The 17,929-nt window shown below is 68.9% G+C and carries 13 protein-coding genes and 1 pseudogene; 3 read left to right on the top strand and 11 right to left on the bottom strand.

Annotated features, from left to right (window positions below; all coding sequences use genetic code 11):
* Positions 1–10: 10 nt before the first annotated feature.
* Positions 11–454: an acyl carrier protein gene (locus tag O7632_RS13100; protein ID WP_278114389.1), complete on the bottom strand. Its 444-nt coding sequence runs from the start codon at positions 452–454 to the stop codon at positions 11–13.
* Between the two features lie 521 nt (positions 455–975).
* Between O7632_RS13100 and paaI the strand changes: the two genes are divergently transcribed.
* On the top strand, positions 976–1,443 hold the full coding sequence (gene paaI, locus O7632_RS13095; protein WP_278114387.1) for a hydroxyphenylacetyl-CoA thioesterase PaaI: 468 nt from the start codon (positions 976–978) through the stop codon (positions 1,441–1,443).
* On the opposite strand, the gene O7632_RS13090 is transcribed toward paaI, so the two are convergent.
* From O7632_RS13090 to O7632_RS13050, 9 genes and pseudogenes are all read right to left on the bottom strand, one after another.
* A complete protein-coding gene (locus O7632_RS13090) occupies positions 1,444–2,544 on the bottom strand; it encodes a nitronate monooxygenase (RefSeq protein WP_278114384.1) in 1,101 nt (366 codons plus the stop codon).
* 2 nt (positions 2,545–2,546) lie between these two features.
* Complete coding sequence (locus O7632_RS13085) at positions 2,547–3,137, bottom strand: TIGR03086 family metal-binding protein (RefSeq protein WP_278114382.1); 591 nt, start codon at positions 3,135–3,137, stop codon at positions 2,547–2,549.
* Positions 3,137–4,560 (bottom strand): annotated as a pseudogene (locus tag O7632_RS13080) (lysine 2,3-aminomutase). Before O7632_RS13080 ends, O7632_RS13085 begins: the two are co-directional and overlap by 1 nt.
* Complete coding sequence (locus O7632_RS13075) at positions 4,561–6,003, bottom strand: adenylosuccinate lyase family protein (RefSeq protein WP_278114378.1); 1,443 nt, start codon at positions 6,001–6,003, stop codon at positions 4,561–4,563.
* Positions 6,003–8,060 carry an FAD/NAD(P)-binding protein gene (locus O7632_RS13070; RefSeq protein ID WP_278114376.1) on the bottom strand — a complete coding sequence of 686 codons (2,058 nt, stop codon included), beginning with the start codon at positions 8,058–8,060 and terminating at the stop codon, positions 6,003–6,005. The genes O7632_RS13075 and O7632_RS13070 overlap by 1 nt, the downstream gene beginning before the upstream one ends.
* A 78-nt stretch (positions 8,061–8,138) precedes the next feature.
* Positions 8,139–9,866 carry a class I adenylate-forming enzyme family protein gene (locus O7632_RS13065; protein WP_278114374.1) on the bottom strand — a complete coding sequence of 576 codons (1,728 nt, stop codon included), beginning with the start codon at positions 9,864–9,866 and terminating at the stop codon, positions 8,139–8,141.
* A 15-nt stretch (positions 9,867–9,881) separates the two neighbouring features.
* The gene (locus tag O7632_RS13060) at positions 9,882–11,210 is read right to left on the bottom strand and encodes an FAD-dependent oxidoreductase (protein ID WP_278114373.1); all 1,329 of its coding nucleotides are present in this window, start codon (positions 11,208–11,210) and stop codon (positions 9,882–9,884) included.
* Positions 11,207–11,428 (bottom strand): acyl carrier protein, encoded by a 222-nt coding sequence (locus tag O7632_RS13055; protein WP_278114371.1) that lies wholly within the window; start codon positions 11,426–11,428, stop codon positions 11,207–11,209. Before O7632_RS13055 ends, O7632_RS13060 begins: the two co-directional genes overlap by 4 nt.
* Before the next feature lie 6 nt (positions 11,429–11,434).
* The gene (locus O7632_RS13050; protein WP_278114370.1) at positions 11,435–12,943 is read right to left on the bottom strand and encodes an amino acid adenylation domain-containing protein; all 1,509 of its coding nucleotides are present in this window, start codon (positions 12,941–12,943) and stop codon (positions 11,435–11,437) included.
* 1,275 nt (positions 12,944–14,218) lie between these two features.
* Between O7632_RS13050 and O7632_RS13045 the strand changes: the two genes are divergently transcribed.
* Complete coding sequence (locus O7632_RS13045; RefSeq protein WP_278114369.1) at positions 14,219–15,247, top strand: metalloregulator ArsR/SmtB family transcription factor; 1,029 nt, start codon at positions 14,219–14,221, stop codon at positions 15,245–15,247.
* A gap of 145 nt (positions 15,248–15,392) precedes the next feature.
* Positions 15,393–16,475, top strand: coding sequence for a prenyltransferase (locus O7632_RS13040; protein ID WP_278114366.1), 1,083 nt, complete (start codon positions 15,393–15,395; stop codon positions 16,473–16,475).
* Between the two features lie 43 nt (positions 16,476–16,518).
* Here the strand turns inward: O7632_RS13040 and O7632_RS13035 are convergent, their stop codons facing one another.
* Positions 16,519–17,928, bottom strand: a complete 1,410-nt coding sequence (locus O7632_RS13035) for a stress response protein (protein WP_278114364.1) — start codon at positions 17,926–17,928, stop codon at positions 16,519–16,521.
* Position 17,929: the final 1 nt, after the last annotated feature.

The raw sequence follows: 17,929 nt of genomic DNA, 5'->3' as shown, positions 1-17,929 counted from the left end.
AATCCGGCGGTCAGGAATTGTAGAGTTTTGCAAGAATGTCGTCGACGAGGTCCTTGGTCGTCACACCTGCGTCACTTGACGTCGAGATGCCTGGGTAGCGCTGCTCGGCAGGCGCGGGCGTGCCGTGGATCGGCGCGGCTCCACCCTGCACGAAGAGCTCCCGCAACACCTCGGCGCGAAGGTACTCGAGCAGGTGGCCGACCGTCGGGTTGTTGAACAGGCTCACCGCGTCGATCGGCCGCCCGAACCCGGCCACCAGCAGCTGCTGGATCTCGGTGGCGCCGAGCGAGGTCAGCCCGAGTTCGAAGTAGCTCTCGTCCAGCGGCAGCGTCTCCGCGTCGCCCATCAACAACCACGTCTTGAACTCGGCGACCACGAGGGCCTCGAGGGCCGACGCACGCTCGGAGAACGGGGTGTCGGCCAGCTTTTGGTACCACGATGCGTCGAGAGTCAAGATTCGGCCCCTGCCAGCGTTCGAGGGTGAATGGCCGACGGGGTGTCGGCTCCAGTCGCACGACGAGCGGGACAGGCTCGATCGGCGATTGCTGTCGGCGCTTACACATTTACACACCGACCCGCCGACCGGAAGGGGAGATTCGACCCCCGGCGGCGTCCGTGGTTGCCCGACCAGCCTCCCCCAAGAACCCGGTGACCAGCAGATTCCTTCGGATCGCTCGACACACACGGACCGGCGGACCCGACCATCAGTCGATGTGATCTGCATCACATGTGCATTACGTCGGCTAATTGATTCAGGCCCAGCTAAATGCCTGTCTCCGCAGAACTCCGTACTCCCACTTGTCAAGTGTGATAGGTGCCGTACATCCGACTCTGGATCGTTGTCGGACTGCGGCACCGCGACGGTCGACGCTGATCCACAGGCTAATGTCGTCCACGGACCGATCCGTTCCGGCAATGGCATCACCCGTGACGCGTCCCTCAGGATCCGCACCGCGCAGCGACAGGAGTGCATCGATGGCCGATGGAGCCACCAGCGTCCCGACCCGGAGCACGCCACGGACCGACGAAGCCACCGCCCAGCTCCGGGCCCGTGAACTGCACGGCAACGACCGTACCTGCCGGTCCCTCGGCATCGAACTCGACGTGGCCGGCCCCGGACACGCGACGGTCCGGATGCTGGTGACGGAGACGATGACCAACGGATTCGGCATGGCGCACGGCGGTTACCTGTTCCTCCTCGCCGACGCGGCGTTCTCGTTCGCCTGCAACACCCACGGTCCGACGACGGTGGCGCAGGGCGCCCAGGTGACGTTTCTACGGCCCGCCGCCGTGGGCGACGAACTGTGGGCCGAGGCGGTGGAACGTTCCAGGTTCGGCCGGGCAGGCCTCTACGACGTGACCGTACGACGCGCGGACGGCACCGTCATCGCGGAATTCCGGGGCCACAGCCAGATGATCAGCGGCCGGCCGGGCACCGCCTGATCACGGCTCGGCCGCGACGGATGGTTCGAGCCGGTCACCGACCGACCGCACCGCCTGCCGGGCCTCGGCCACCAACGTCTCGACCAGTACGGCGGCGGGCAGATCGCGGGCCAGCCGGTGTCCCTGCCCCGCCCACAGCGCCATCGCGTCGACGTCACCGGCCCGGGTCGCGGCCCGGCGAATCGGCGCGGTCACGAAATGAACGTCCGGATAGGCCATCGGTGCGTGCGCGCCGTACTCGGCGATGAACCTATTCCGCAGACCTCGCGCCGGCCTGCCGCTGAACGCCCACGTCACCGCCGTGCCGTCCCCGGGGGGCCGCACCAGCGCCGACTTGTAGGCGGGATGGGCACCACTCTCCGGCGTACGAAGAAATGCGGTGCCCAATTGGGCGGCGCGGGCACCGGCGCTCAGTGCCGCAGCGATCCCGGCACCGTCCATGATGCCGCCGGCCGCAACGATGTCCATGTCGGGAACCGCCGCCCGCACACTCGCCAACAGGGGCAGCAGACCGGGCGTCTCGGCCCCCGGACGAACCGGAAGAAAGGAGCCCCGATGCCCGCCCGCCTCCGTGCCCTGGACGCAGACGGCGTCGGCACCTTCCCGGGAGGCGATCAGCGCTTCGTCAGCGCTGGTCACGGTGACCAGAACGGTGCTGCCCGCCTCGTGCAGGCGATCGACCACGGCCCGCGACGGGCAACCGAAGGTGAAGCTGACCACCGGCACCCGCTCGCGGACCAGCAGGTCCAGCTTTTCGTCCCAGCCGTCGGTGTGGTCAATCGGCATCTCACCGGGAACCACGTCGTACCGGTCGGCCTCGGCGGCGAGCCGCCGAGTGTAGGCCGCCACCGCAGGGTCGACGCCGTTGCGCTCACCCGGAACGAACAGGTTGACGCCGAACGGCGCCTCGACCGCCGCGCGCACCTCGTCGATGTCCTGTCGCAGGTCGTCGGGGGTGCGGTAACCGGCGGCCAGGAAACCGAGGCCACCGGCGGCCGACACCGCCGACACCAGTCGCGGAGTCGACATCCCGCCGGCCATCGGCGCGGAGACGATCGGGTACGGCAGGTCAGCGAACACCTGGCGGGCGACGGCACCCATGGTCAGTTCGGCCAGGACGGGGAGCGACCGAGCAGGGCCAGCAGACGTTCCTGGTCGGACCAGCCCGCCACCGGCGGGACGGGTGGCGCGAACGCCGCGCCGGGCAGGCTCCGGGCCGGACCGTCCGGGACGAACCGCCGGGTCACCTCCAGACCGGCGGCGACGAGTTCGTCGTCGAAAGCCGGCGGTGCGCCGACCGCGGCGCCGACGTCCCAGCCGTGCACCAGGTAGTCGAGCAGGTGGAAGGCGATCGCCATTCGGCCCGGAAAGCCGCTGTCGCGCCGAATCTCGGGCAGGACGAACATGCGGTCCAGCACCCCGGGTTCGTCGAACGCCGCGAGCACCCGCTGCGCCGAGGCGCCGTACGCGTCGCGCGGATCGTCCAGCGGTTCCTCCGCCCACACCGCGTCGTCAGATCCCGCACCACGAGCGGCGGCGGCGAAGCCGTTGTGCTGCGCGGTCATGTGTGCCAGCAGCCGGCGTACGTCCCACTGCGCGCACGGGGTGGGCGCGGCCAGCGCATCGTCGCCGAACGCGGCGACGATGTCCGCGCTGACCGATACGGCGCGGCGGTTCAGCTTCACGACGTCCATCAGGGCGTGTCTCCTCCACCGATCGGACCACCGTGCTCGCGCCACCAGCGGCGGCCGCTTTCCGGCAGCGTCCCGATCGGGTCGTAGTAGGCGTACGGCCGGTTCAGAACCGACGCCGCGTCGTCGGACAGGACCCGTTCGGCGCCGGTACGGTAGTTCTTGGTCCAGTACGAGATGCCACGCTCGTGATCGTACTCGGCCACCTGGTGCACCCATCGCTTCCCGACGTACGGCACGTCGCACACGATCCGTGGGGTGGCGTATCCGGGCAGGTAACCCATGATGTCGTCCTGCAGCCGTTGCGCCGCGAGGACGCTGATCCGCCAGTGCTCGACGTTCGGGATCATGTCGCACATGTAGAAGTAATACGGCAGGATGTTGGCCTCGCCCTGCAGCGCGAAACAGAGATCCAGCAGATCGGTCGCGGTGTCGTTCACGCCGCGCATCAGCACGCCCTGGTTGCGGACGTCGCGGACGCCTGCGTCGAGCGCGGCGCGAGCGGCCTCGGCGACCAGCGGAGTCACCGACGCCACGTGGTTGGCGTGGGTGTGGATCGCCAGGTTGACGGCCCGGCTCGCGGCGACCCGCGCCACCCGCTCCAGCCCGGCCCGTACCGTCGCCTGCAGCCAGTGTTGTGGCAGCCCGATCATCGCCTTGGTCGCCAGCCGGATGTCGCGGATGGAATCCAACGCCAGCAGCCGCATCAGGAACGCCTCGAGCTGCGGCCAGGGCACGTTGGCCACGTCCCCGCCGGACACCACCACGTCGCGCACCGTCGGGGTACGGCGCAGGTAGTCGACGATCTGGTCCTGGCGGTCGACGGGACGCAACGCCAACCGGGTCTTTTCCACCTGCGGGGTCGCCAGGCCGACCAGGTCCATCCGGGTGCAGTGCCCGCAGTACTGCGGGCAGGTGGAGACTAGTTCCGCCAGGACCTTGGTCGGGTAGCGATGGGTCAGCCCTTCCACCACCCACATCTCCGCCTCGTGCAGCGAGTCCCGCTCCGCGTACGGGTGGCTGGGCGCGACGGCGTCCCGGTCGCTGTGGACCGGCAACATGTAGCGGCGCACCGGATTGGCGAGAAACGCGGCGGTGAAGGCCGCTGGGTCGGACACGGTGTGCGGTGCCATCGTGTTGAGCATCTGCGGCGGCAGAAGCATGCTCATCGTGGCGAACTGCTGCTGGTCGGCGGCGAGGTCTTCGTAGAAGTGCTCGTCCAACAGGTTCCCGACGACCGCGCGTAACTGCTTGATGTTCTTCACACAGTGCGCACGCTGCCACTGGGCGTCGCGCCACTGCTCCGCGGTGACGTCACGCCACCCGGGCAGCCGGCGCCAGTCCGGCTCGACGAGCGGGGTGCGGACGTACTCGTAGGGCTGCCGTTGGTCGATCTCGTTGCCGGGCCGGATGTCCGGAAAGACAGTCATCGATCCTCATGTCCCTGCGCGTTGGTGTACTGATGACGGCGCAGCACGCGCGCGACGATCTCGTCGGCTGCGCCCAGATAGTTGGCGGGGTCCAGCAGCTCGTCGGCCACCCGGGCGTCGGCGAACCGACCGTCGAGCTCGGGCGCCACGGCCAGCAGCTCGGCGAACGGCTTGCCGGTGGCAGCCGCCTCGCGGGAGATCCGGGCGAGCAGCTTCTTGGCCACGGCCTTGCCCAGCAGTGGAGCGAGCTCCACGTTGAGTCGTTCCGAGACGATGGCACCGCCGGTGAGGTTGAGGTTGGCGGCCATCCGCTGCGGGAAGACCGACAAGCCGGCGGCCAGCTCGACGCCGGCGGTGGCGGCGCCGGCGGCCAATCGCAGGACCTCGCGCAACGGCTGCCACTCGGACTGCCAGCCACCGGCCGCGCGTTCGTCCTCGGCGAGCATGCTCTGGGCGAGCACCAGCGAGTACGCCGGCACCTGACGTGCCGCCGCGACGATCACCGTCGCCAGGACCGGGTTACGTTTCTGGGGCATGGCCGAGGAGACGCCACGGTCCTCCCCGGTCGGCTCGGCGACTTCGCCCACCTCGGTGCGCGACATGCCGAGCACGTCGACCGCGAGTTTGCCGAGCGCGCCGGTCACCACACTCGCCACCCAGCCGAGGTCGGCCAGCGGCGTCCGCTGGGTGTGCCACGGCGCGGCGGGCTCGGCCAGCCCGAGTTCGCCGGCCAGGCCCGCCATGAGCGTCATCCCGTGACCAGCGCCGCTGGTGCCGGCGCCGCCGGCTGAACCGGCGTACGCCTGGTAGGCGGAGAGCGTGCCCGCCGCACCGCCCAGTTGCACCGGCAGACCGGCCCGTACCCGCCGGACCCGGTCGACGGCGTCGAGGACGAGGGTGAGCCAGCCCGCCGCCTTGAGCCCGAAGGTGACCGGTGCCGCGTGTTGGGTGAGGGTACGCCCGGCCATCGGGGTGTCCCGGTGTCCGGCGGCCAGCGCCGCCAACGATCCGGCGATCCGGACCAGGTCGGCGTCGATCCGGTCCAGGACCCGGCCGGCCAGCAGCATCGCCGCGGAGTCGAGGATGTCCTGGCTGGTGCCTCCACGGTGGACGTACTCGGCCGCCGACGGATCGGTTTGCGCGACCGCCCGGGTGAACTCCTGCACCAGCACGACGACCGGGTTCGCGGCGCCGGTGGCCCGGTGGGCGATCGCGGTGACGTCGAGAGACGTCGCCGCCGCCGTCCGGGCGATGGCCTCGGCCGCCGACGGTGGCACCACCCCGAGCCGGGCCTGCACCGTGGCCAGGGCGACCTCGACCTCGACCATCGCCGCGACCCAGGCCTCGTCGGACAGCAGCGGGTGCACCCCGGCGGCGGCCCACGACGGGCTGAGCAGCCCGGCGTCCGTACCCGGTTGGTCAGATGTGTGTCCGGTCATCAGGCCCCTCCTCTGGGACCGGCCAGCACCCGGCCCGGGGCCGGGGTGGATGGTTGCCGCTGGGCCGGTACGCCGCGTGCGTCGACAGCCAGGCAGGCTCGGGCGATGGCGTCGGCGTCGCCGAGGATCACCGAGTCGACACCAGGTCGGATGCCCGCCGCGGTCGCCCAGTGGACGATCTCGGTGGGGATACTCAACGCGTACCGGTTCGGATGCACCCGCCCGGTACGGTCGACCAGCCGGCAGGGTCGCCGGGTCACCGCCAACGCCCCGGTCCGGTAACTGCCGTCGGAGCTGTCCGGAATCTCGTACGCCCGGCACTGCCCGCGCAACAGCATGCTGCTGAGCAACGGATCGTCGGTGGTCCGTACATCGACGTCGGGCAACCGTGCCTCGATCAACGCGGTCACCGTCAGCTCCGATCCGGGGATCGCCGTCGACCTGACCACCAACGCCGCGCCGCTCCGGCCTGCGCCGTCGTCCGCCCCACCGACGTCGGCCAGACCGTCGTCGGCCGGACCGATATCGGTCGCGCCGAGTTCGGCCGGACCGACTTCGAGCCCGGGCCCCATGACGGTGAGCACCCCAGCCTCGATGAGGGCGATCATCTCCTCGATCCGGGTGGCCGGTGGTCCGATGGAGACGAACGCGTTCAACGGGGTGTACCAGCGCTGCAACTCGTCCCGGTAGGAACTCCCGGTGATGCCGGAGTGGTCGACGACGAGTCGGACCTCGTTGCGCAGGTCACGCAACACGTCCAGGGCCGCCTTCAGCGGTCCGGTGACGTTGCCGAGCCGGGCCTGTTCGACATCGTGCCGCAGGTGAGCCAGCAGCCAGTCCTGGTAGTCGGTCTGGTCGGTGAACCGCCGGTCGCCGTAAGGTCGAGCGATCCGGTTCCAGTCCCACCAGTCGGACTCCGCTACGCCGTAACGGTCCAGAAGTTCGTCGTCGGCTCCGGGCGGTGGCGTCCGCTGCGCACCGAACTCGGCCAAAAACGCGTCGGCGGTCGCCTGGTCGGCTCGGCCGGCGATCAGCGCGTGGTAGTAGACGGCCCGGACCTCGCGGTCGACCAGTGGCCACACGTCCGCGACGAACTCGACCGGCTGGCCCGCCTCGCGACGGTGCCGAAACCCGTGGATCACCTCGGGAGTGAGGAAGATCGGCATGTGCCGGCCGAAGGCTCCCTTCTGGTTCTCGCCTCGGGCGTGGTAGGGCACACCCCGCCGGGAACCGGCGAAGATCCGGGGTTCCGCACCGGACGCCTGGTAGGTCAGTCGGCCGCCGTCGGAGACGAACCGCCCGCCCCGCCCGACGGTCAGCAAGGTCAGGTAATCGAAGAAGTTCAGCCCCATGCCGCGCAGAGCGACCGCCTGCCCCGGCCTGATCCGACTGAGATCGGCCTCCGCCGGGTTGCCGGTACGCAGGTACGTGAGGTCGTGCCGGTCGGTGAACGCCCGCAGCTGCCGTTCGGCCGCGCTCACCGGCATGTCGACGTGGCCGAGAGTCAGCACCACCGACTGCAGCCCGGTCAGCTGGGTCCCGTCGTCGAAGGTCACGCTCTGCGTACCATCGGCCGCGTCGTCGAGCCGGACGGCGGTACGGGCGTGCCGGTGCACCGACACCGTCGCCGGCGCGGTGCTCACCACCCGGTCGAGCACCCACCGCAGGTAGTGGCCGTAGAAGGCCCGGGTCGGGTAGGAGTCGGGGCCGAGCCGGCCGGCCTCGGCGAGTACGTGTGCGGGATACTCACCGCCCGGATCCATCAACAGCACCAGCTGCGCCCATTCGTACAGGCTGGGGCCGCTGACGATCGGGCCGTCGCAGCGCACGCTGTCGTCGGTGAACATGGTGACCTGGGAGGCGACCGTGTTCATGAGTAGAAGCTCGGACTGGTCGACCCGCCACACCCGGCCACCGATCCGCACGTACGGATCGACCAGGTGGATGGTCAGCGGGCGGTCGCTGATCGCGGCGTTGGCGACAAGCCGTTCCGCCACCGACAGACCGCGCGGTCCCAACCCGATGATGCACAGTGAGGTGGCATTGCTTTCGGTCACGGCTCCCCCGTACGCGATGTGTCGGGTCTCCGTCCGAGCCCGGCGCGGCAGGTACCGCGCCGGGCCCAGTCAGAGATCTCAAGCGGCGTACTCGGAGCGCCGGTTCTCGTCGGTGAGCAGCGTCGCGAGCCTGGTTCGCAGTTCGCGCTTGAGTACCTTGCCGGTCACACCGGTCGGGAAGTCCGCGGCGGAACGGGCCACCAGCAGCGCGGCGAGCGTCCGCAGGCCGGCCTGCGCCAACGCCTTGTTGGTGAGTTCCAGCAGGTCCTCGGGGGTCGGGTCGCCTGCGGACGCCTGGAGTCGGACCACCGCCACCGGTACGATCGCGCCGTTGTCACGCGACGGCACACCGACCACCGAGCAGTCGTAGAAGAGGTCGCCGCAGTCGGCGAGCAGCACCTCCTCCATCGGCAGGCTGTAACACGGACCGGACGCGGTGTCCATCACGTCGACCGTGCGGTCCAGGTGGTAGAAGTTGCCCTCGGCGTCGCGATAGGCGACGTCGCCGGTCAGCCAGTAGCCCTCGAGTTCGAAGCTGCGGGTCAGCGCGGGGTCGTTCCAGTAGCCGGGGGTACGCGACGGCGTCTGCACCGCGAGCAGTCCGACCTCGCCGACCGGCAGTTCCCGGCCTTGCTCGTCCAGCACGGTGGCTTTCCGGACGACCTCGGTCGGCTTGCCCACGCACCGGTCGTTACGCTCGGACTCGGGGGTGGTGACCTGCCCGAACAGCGCCATGCCCATCTCGGACGAACCCAGTCCGTCGATGAACTGCGACCCCGGCAGGGCTTCCTCGGCAGCGGCGTCGCTCGGCAGCAGCCACGGCTTGATCAGGCCGGCCGGCCGTTCGCCGAGCGTGACGAGCCGGCTGATGTGCCCGTAGTGGGCGCTGTCGCCGGTGTTGAACCAGCTGTGCACCTTCGCCGCGCCGCGCACCGGCAGCTCCCCGGTGGCCAGCTGCACGTACGTACGGGGGAAGGACGCCACCATGGTCGGCTGGAAGGCCTCCATGACCGGCTCGACGGTCTCCCGGCGCCAGTCACCCATCACGACGGTCGGCACCCCGATCAGGGTGGTGGTGAGGAAGTAGCTGAGCCCACCGGCGTGGGTGTGCGGCATCAACGACATCAGCTTGTCGTACGGCTCGGCCGGGAACCGCACCATGCGTGGCTGCTTGCCGTCCCAGAACTGCTTGTGGGCGAGCATGGTGGACTTCGGCACGCCGGTGGTGCCGGACGAGTGGATCAGTGCCACGACCTCGTCGTCGGCGTGCTGGTACGGGTAGTTCTGCGGCAACCCGCCGCTGTCCGGGTCGTAGGCCTTGATCTCCGAGGACGGGACCACGAACCGCGGCCGGCGCTGGTTGGCGCGGTATCCGGCGACGAGCCGGGTCGGGTCGTCGGCCACCGCGCCGACCACGCCGACGTGGTCCAGGTAGCGGATGGCGGGCTTGACCGGCATCGCGTCGTTGATCATAACGGGGATCGCGCCCAGAGCGGTCAGCGCGAAGTAGTGCAGCAGCGGTTCGAGGCCCTCGGCGACCAGGATGCCCACCGGGTCGCCGGGCTTGACGCCGTTGGCCCAATACCAGCTGGCGTACCGGTCGCGCAGCGCGGCCAGATCGGTGAGGCTGTGGCCGCGGAGCACGACGTTGCCGCGATGGTCGGTGGAGTGGGTGAACGCGTAGGGAACGTCCCGGTTGGGGTTGAGCTCCAAGGCGCGTTGGAGGAAGTTGCCGGCACCCAACGTGGGGTCGGTCATCATCTCTCGCCGCACCGACATGGGCGCGAGAGGGCTGTTGCCACTCATCGAGATTCTCCTAGCTCAGTTGAGGGCGAGAATTTCCGACACGACCCGATGTCCGGAGCGGATCGCTCCCTCCATCAGGCCGAAGAACTCGGTGCTGGTCTCCGTGCCGGCGAAGTGCACCCGCTGGTGTGCGCGGGCCAGGTCGGGACCGACGCGCGTCCAATCACCGGGGCCGAGCAGCGCCGCGTAGCAGCCCCGGCTGTACTCGGCGTTCACCCAGTCGGTGACGAAGAACCCGATCGGTTCGGGCAGTCGCGGGAAGAGCAGCCGCGCCTGCGCGAGTGCCGCTTCGCGCTGCTCGGCGAACGGCAGTGCGCCGTAGTCGCGGGCGGCGGCACCGGTGACGAACCCGGTGAGGACCCCGACGCCACCCTCGGGCGAGTCGTCCACGGTAGACAGCAGCGGTCCCTGTGCGCTGACCGACCAGCCCGACAGTCCCGCTTGCCGCCACAACGGACTCGGATAGATCAGGTGCACCTTGACCGCACAGCCGGGAGCCGTCGCGGCGGTGGAACGGGGCGCCGGGAGCGCGGGTTCGTACCTGATCGCGTCCGCCAGCAGCGGAGGCAGGGCCACCACGACCCGGTCGGCGCGGTAGGCGCCACCACTCGTCCGTACCGTCACCCCGTCGGCGTCCTGATCGATGGCGGTGACCGGCTCCCCCAACCGCACCCGCTCGCCGAGCCGCTCGGCGAGTGACTCGCACAGTTGGTGGGCGCCACCGGCGACCCGTTCCTCCTGCGCGCCGCCCTCGAACGCGTTGAGATATCTGAGGCCGCCACCCGACCGCAGGTAGAACGCCATGTGCAGCACCGACACGTCGGCCGGGTCGGCGGCCATCATCTCGCCGAGGAACAGCGGGAAGAACCTTCTCGCGTCCGGGTGGGTGAGATGGCGGTCGGCCCACTGCTCGGCGGTGGTCGCGTCCAACTCGGCGGCGTTGGGCGTGAGCCATGGCGCGTCCACCCGCACCGTGGCCGTCAGTTCGTCGAGGAGATCGAACATGGAGCCGAGAGCGACCGCGCTGAGCGGCGGAAACCGGCCGGAGCGGGTCGTCGGCGCGGCGGACTGAGACGCGGAGACGGCGAAGGTGCTGTCCCCGGACATGCCGGTCGGCGTGGTCTTTAGACCCGCCTCGGCCAGCGACGCCAGCAGTTCGGTGTGCCTCTCACCCAGGTAGGCGGCGCCGGCGTCGACCCAGTTGCCGGGGGCCACCTCGATACCGTGGGTCCGGCCACCGACCCGGTCCTGGGCCTCCAGCACGGTCACGTCGATCCCGGCCTTCGCCAAGCCGGCCGCGGCGGTCAGACCGCCGAGTCCCGCGCCGACCACGACGACCTTCATTGGCTGACGCTCACGATCGTGGAGAACAGCAGATCGGGTGAGGGACCGTCGACGAAGTCCTCGAAGGACAGTTCGACGCCGTACTCACGGGCCACCGCGCTCAATACGCGGGTGGCGAGCAGGGAATCGCCACCCAACGCGAAGAAGTCGGAGGTCTCGCCGACGTCATCGGTATCCAGGACTCGGCGGAAGATCTCGGTCACTACGGCAACGCTCACTTGTGATCAGCTCCTTGGACGGCGGGTGGATCGATGACGCTGGTGGGTTCCAGCGCGGTCGACCTTGCCGCTGGGTGTGTAGACCAGGTCCGCCACGACCGTGATCCGATCGGGAATGAGATGACGGGGTACGCGGCTCCGCAGGTAGGCGAGGACGTCCGCGCCGAACAGGTCTGGATCGACCGGTGTCGGCGGGTCGGCCCGGACCTTCGGCACCACGTACGCGGTCAGAGTGGTGTGGTTGGCGACCGTGACACCAACGACGACGGTGGCCGCGACGCCCGGGTGTTCGGCGATGTACGTCTCGACCTCGCCGGGATCGACGCGTACTCCCCGAACCTTGATCTGGTTGTCGAGGCGTCCCTCGTGCGACAGCGCCCCGTCGGGTCGGCGACTGACCCGGTCACCGGTCCGGAAGTACACCTCTGGTCCGTCGCCGGCGTCCCGGGTGACGAACCGGGCGGCCGTCTCAGTCGGCAGGCCGAGGTAGCCGGCGGCGACCGACGGACCCGCGATCAGCAACTCGCCCTCGTCGCTGATGTCCTCGCGGACGTGCGGCAGCGCCCAGCCGATGGGAGCCGGCCCGGAGGTGGCGCCGGCGGCGAGTGGTCCGTGCAGGTCGGCCGCGTGGGTGACGAGCGTGGTCTCGGTGCAGCCATAGGTGTTGATCAGCCGGATGCCAGCGGTGTCCAGCGACCGCCAGTCGGCGAGGCGGGCCGCGCTGACGGCCTCTCCGCCGATGATCACCAGCCGTACGCTGTCCGGCAGCGTCGTCTCGTACTCGACCAGGTAGTGCACCAACTCGTGCCAGAACGCGGTCGGCAGGTCGAGCATGGTGATCGACTCGGCGGCCACCATGCGAAGCAGCCGGGGAAAGGATCCGGCGTACGCCTCGTCGTTGAAGACCAGCGTCGCGCCGCTGATCAGGCTCGGCAGGATTTCCTCGAAGCAGGTGTCCCAGTTGAGCGACGCGAACTGGAGGACTCGGTCCTGCGGGGTCAGGTCGAACAGCGCGGCCAGTGCGCTCGCCGAGGCGGTGATCGCCCGGCGAGGAGTGAGCACCGGCTTGGGAACTCCGGTGGAGCCCGAGGTGAACAGGATGTACGCGGGATACTCGCCGTCCGAGACACGGTCCGGCGCGGCGCCGACGGCGGCCGCCACGGTCGGTACGGCGGTCGAGGTCGGCAGCGTGGTACGAGCGCCGCTGGCGAGCAGCAGCGCGTCGCGGCGTTCGGCTGGGTATGCGCGGTCGATCGGACAGTAGGTGCCGCCCGCCGCCAGTACACCGAGCAGGTGAACGATGGTGTCGGGTGAGCGGCTGGTCCAGACTCCGATCACCCCCGGGTTCGGCCCGAGCTGATCGGCGACACGATCGACGGCCGCGTCGAGCTCGGCGTACGTCATCGGCTGCCCGTTGTGCACTATCGCCGTGCGGTCCGGATGGCGACGCGCGGACCGACGGAACAGCGCGACGAGGTCGTCGGCGACGGTCAATAGCCCGTCATTTCGTGGCATGGAACCTCCGTTTTCCTGGCCACCCCGGCCGTTCACCCAACGTTGTACGTACGAATGAAGGGTCGTTACCAATAATTCCGATCAACCCTCGGTCGCCCGGCTGGACGATTCAGCATCGCCCACGTCGCAGATCGTCCGGGAATCGCAGGTGCCGTGATAAGTCCAGAACCCGTACCAGCTGCGTCGGACATCCGGCAGACATTGCAGGCGACAGAGCCACTTCGAGCACCTGTTGCAGGGTCGCTACGCGGCTCGGTGCCACTCGGCACACGGCGCATCTGTCGCCGCAGTACCACTCCTCTCTCCGCGCAGCGTCCACCAGTCTGATGACGCCGACGGTGATCTGCGTAACCATCGGCCACAGACCCCTTTGTCGACGACTCGACACGTCCGGTCGACGAACGTCAGGGGTCATGGGAGCGTCCAGCGCACCCCCGCCGGTGACAGCACTTCACACCACCGGCGCGGTTTCGCACCCGATGAGCCCACTCCTTGTTCCCCCGGTTCGTCGACTCGGCTCCACCACCGCAGGCCATGGCGGGAGGTGGGATGGAAACCGAGTTACCAGTCAGGCGAGTTACTAGTCAGGGTTTGCCAGCCGGCAAGCAAGCACGAGCGTAGCCGCACGATCCACGCCGACCCAGATTTTTAGCTGCCCCTAAATCGGCACCACGGCGGACCTCAATCCGTGCTCCGACTAGGGCTTTTGACTACGGCGCCGAGTCACGCGCCACTCGGCCGGAAGCCCGTTCGATCCATATGCCTCGAATGTCCGTCGCAATACCGACATACAGCTCACCGCATTCGACCCCAGCCCGGCTACCGACCTACCAGTGAATCAGTTAGCATGAATATTGCCAGTTCAGACCGGGTGGCCGGATGTCGACAGTCACCTATACCCGCTGCGGCGGACGGCCGAACAAGCAGGCACTTGCCGTAGATCGGCCTTGTTAGACTCCGGGCGAGCAAGAGCGCGCTTCCACCTATCCCTGATTCAGCAAGAAATCTGTCCAAGCCGATGTCTATACGTCCAGCTAGGTTCGCTACCAGGGGGCATCCTTCGTGGACCGACAAGACTCGGTGGTCCACTATGGCCCAGTAGCCCGTTCGGTACGGCCGGCCGCCGCCCGGCACCACCAACCGAGTACGGGCCGGGCCACCCCCGCCGGCCGACATCCCACGTCGGCGTCGCCAGCGCCCGCGTGGTGCTCGACCCGCCAGGCAACCCCTTGAACAGATCAGACGTTCGCCCGGGATCAGACGGAAGTGAGATCGATGATCGAATACATCGCCACCGCGGACGACCTCGCGAAACTCAGATTCGCGCTGTCGCCGGTTGGTGAGGCGGTGCACAGCTTCAGAGTCCTGGCCACGCCGCAACGCCGGCACCTGCATCTACCCTGGGCTCGCGCGACCCTGGACAAGCTGCGAAGCGTGGACTTCGCACCGCTCAACGCGGTCATCCCACCGTCCGGATACATCCCGGACTTCCTCACGCCAGCTCCGGGCACCGAGCCGCCCACCTTCGCCAGCGAGCTGGAGATCATCCGAGAAACCCCGATCGCACAGTTCCGCGAGCAGGTGGAGTGGCTGATGGTCGACCAGGTCACACCAGAGTCGTGGCGCACCGCCAACGCGACCCTGCAGCAGAAGATGCTCGACGCTCCGGAGACAGGGATCCGCACCCTGGTACGGCTACTCGACACCTACTGGCAGCTGGCACTGGCGCCCTGCTGGTCGCATCTGCGCACCCAGTTACGGCTCGACGTGCGCTCCCGCATGCAGGTGATGGAGAACGTCGGCGCGGCCGGCGTGTTTTCCTCACTCAACGAACGGGTGCGGTGGACCGACAACACGTTGATCACCAACAGCAGTTACGAGTACCGCAAGGAGCTGGGTGGTCGAGGAATCGTGTTGGTGCCCAGCGTCTTCTGCGGTCCCAAGGTGCTGACCATGCTCCCGCCGCTACAGCCCATGATCGTCTATCCGAAGCCCTGGACCGCGAGCATCTTCAGTCACGACGCCCAACAGGCCCGTCCGCTCGCCGCGCTCATCGGCGGCGTCCGCGCGGCGGTGCTCGAAGCGCTGCTCGCCCCGACGTCCACGACCGAACTCGCATCGGAGATCGGGGTCACCCCTGGCGCGGTGAGTCAACACCTGTCCGTGCTGCGGGACTGTGGACTGGTCAGCAGTCGCCGGGTCGGCCGGCGAGTGATCTATTCACACACCCCCACAGGTGAAGTGCTGGTCATCCAAGCCGCCGGCAGTACAGCCGACGAGGTCAACTCGCCGATCCAGAGTTGACGACGGACTGCGGGCCGCCTGCCGTTGCCGACTCCACCGGCACACCAGCGACCCCGCGGCGAGTCGGCCGAAAACCCGCCATGACCGGTAACAATCCACACCCAAGATGAAGTGACGAGCCAGCTACGGAAAGGTACGCCAAACGATGGCTGTCACGAACCAACCGGTCAGCGAGCTCGCGACCGATCCCGCGACCGACACCCCGGGTCAGACCGCCCCGATCGACTGGCGCGGCTTCGTCCGACTGGCCCGCCTGCGGTTTCTGCTCTACAACCTGCTACCGGTAGGGCTCGCCGTGGCGGTCTCGGTGCACCAGGGTCATCCGCTGCTGCTCGGCTGGTACGTCCTGGCACAACTGTTCGCCTGGACCGTTCACCTGATGACGCACTACTGCAACGAGTACTTCGACCTCGCGGCAGATCGGGCCAACGTCTACTTCACGCCATGGACCGGCGGCAGCCGCGCACTGGTCGACGGGCTGGTGCCGCCGGTGGTGGCGCTCGGCACCGCGTTCGTGCTGGCCGCTGTGGCGCAACTCATGATCGTCGCGATGCCGACCTGGCCGGCCCGGTTGGCCGCCACCGCCGCCGTCGTGCTGGCCTGGTTCTACACCGCGCCACCCGGCCGGTTCAACTACCGGGGACTGGGCGAGGTGACCGTCGCCGCGATCCTCAACGGGCTGTGGCCGGTGGTCGCCGTGCTGCTGCAGACCGGCACCGTACCGGTCCTGCTGCTGGCGATCCTCGCCCCGACCGCGCTGCTGCAGACCGTACGGATGATGGTGATGAACCTCGGCGACCGCCGCTCCGACGCCCAGGTCGGCAAGCGCACCGTCCCGGTCATCGTCGGCTACGACCGGGCGGTACGGATCATCGTCACCGCCCAGCCGGTCGCGTACGCCGCGCTGACCGGCTTCGCCGTGGCTGGCTGGGTGCCCTGGCTGGTCTGGGCGCCGATGACGGCGACCGCCGCGATCTCCGTCTGGCTGGTGCTGCGGCTGCGCCGGGGCGAGATGCGCGACCTCGACCAGCGACGGATGACCCCGGTGGTCTTCTGGGCCTCCAACCACGTGTCGCTGATCGTCGGCGCGGCGATGCTCGGCGTACTGCTCGACACCGCCCGCACCGGCGCCGACGGCGGCGCGCTCACCTTGCTCGGTGCGGTGCTCGCCGGATACGCCGGCCTGTTCGCCCACCGACTGTGGCTCGCCAGCCGCCGCCAGCGGTGATCGGGACCACACGATCGCCGGCCCGCAGACAACCACCTGACGCTCACGCCTCCTGGACAGGGACAGGGACAGGCTCTGCCGAGTCCGCTCCGGCGGTCTGCGGACCGTCCTGGGAGGAGATCGCAGTCGAGACCAGCGCGGGTGCGACCGGTTCCACGTCGACTGCGTCCTCAACCGAACGCATCTTCGGCGGCGTCGGAATCCACGGTTTCAGGTTCTGCAACACCTGCTCGTAGAAGGTGTCGACAGCGTCGAGCAGCGAGTCGATGAACGACTGCCGACCGACGCCGCGCTTCGTGCCCGACGGCGAGACCGACGCGATCCGAAACGACTTGATCTCCCTGCCCCGGTCAGCGACCAGCAGAGCGGGATTCTCTCGTACGGTTTCCAGCAGTTCGGCACTACCGGGACCTCTCGCGTACGCCGAGAACGCTTCGAGGCGAATGGTCCCGGACACGTCCTTGAGTTGCCGTACGAGCCAGTTGACCCGCGTCGTCGGTCGGCCTCGACGGGGCGCGTCCACACCGACATGGCACGTGATCTTGCCCGCCCGCAAATCGGCGGTAACGTACAGAACGCCGACCGCGCCGGGTATCCGCAGTCCCGCCGTGAGCGACCCCGCCGTCGTGAGCGACCCCGCCGTCGTGAGCTGCTGCACCAGATCCTGTGTGCGGGCCGCCGGATCGGCCAGTTCGCGTCGGCTGAGCGCGGGCAGGATCTCCGTACCCAGTGTCCTGCCCAGCTTGAGTCCGGCGAATCGGACCAACGCGTCAAACTTGCCCGCCACGTCGGCGGCGATGACGTCACCGGGGCGCAGCGTCCCCGCGTTCACCGCCTCGCGCGCCGGGACCCAACTCGGCCCCATGTCACTGAATTCGAGCGCACCCGAGCGGGGATGCTCCAGATATCGGATCAACTCGCCCAGGATCCACGCCTGATCCGGATCGGCGATGCCCCGATATTCCTTCTGCATCACCGCCACGGTCAGCACCTCCGACCACGGGACGTGATGAAGCGCGACACGCCGCAGCTTCCGCTTGTCAACCGGCGTCGGGTGCTGTCCGGGGACCGGCGGAATCTCGTTGGATATCGTGATCAGCGCATCGAACCCGTGGTCTCGGGCGATATCGAGATAGCGTTCGAGCTGCTCGGTCTGCAACTCACCGCTTCCCGTCTTGACCTCCACCAGAGCGGTCCATTGCCGCTGACCACGGACCACCCGGATGACGCCGTCCGGGAAGAACTTCCGGTCGCCCAGTTTGAACGGGACCTCGATGAAGGTCTGCACCGAACCGACCGGCGCGCCGTACGGCTGGGTCATCGCTCTGCCGAACTCACGGACCGCGCTGAGTACGGCGAGGAGAGCCGACGTCGCACGTCGTTCCTGCTCTTCCGCACCATTGATGCCCGACGTCGGGATCAGGCGCGCGGCAAGCCAGGTCTCCTCGCTCATA

The organism is Solwaraspora sp. WMMD406 (genome assembly GCF_029626025.1).
Lineage (GTDB): Bacteria > Actinomycetota > Actinomycetes > Mycobacteriales > Micromonosporaceae > Micromonospora_E.
This window is presented reverse-complemented; position numbering and strand designations above follow the sequence as displayed.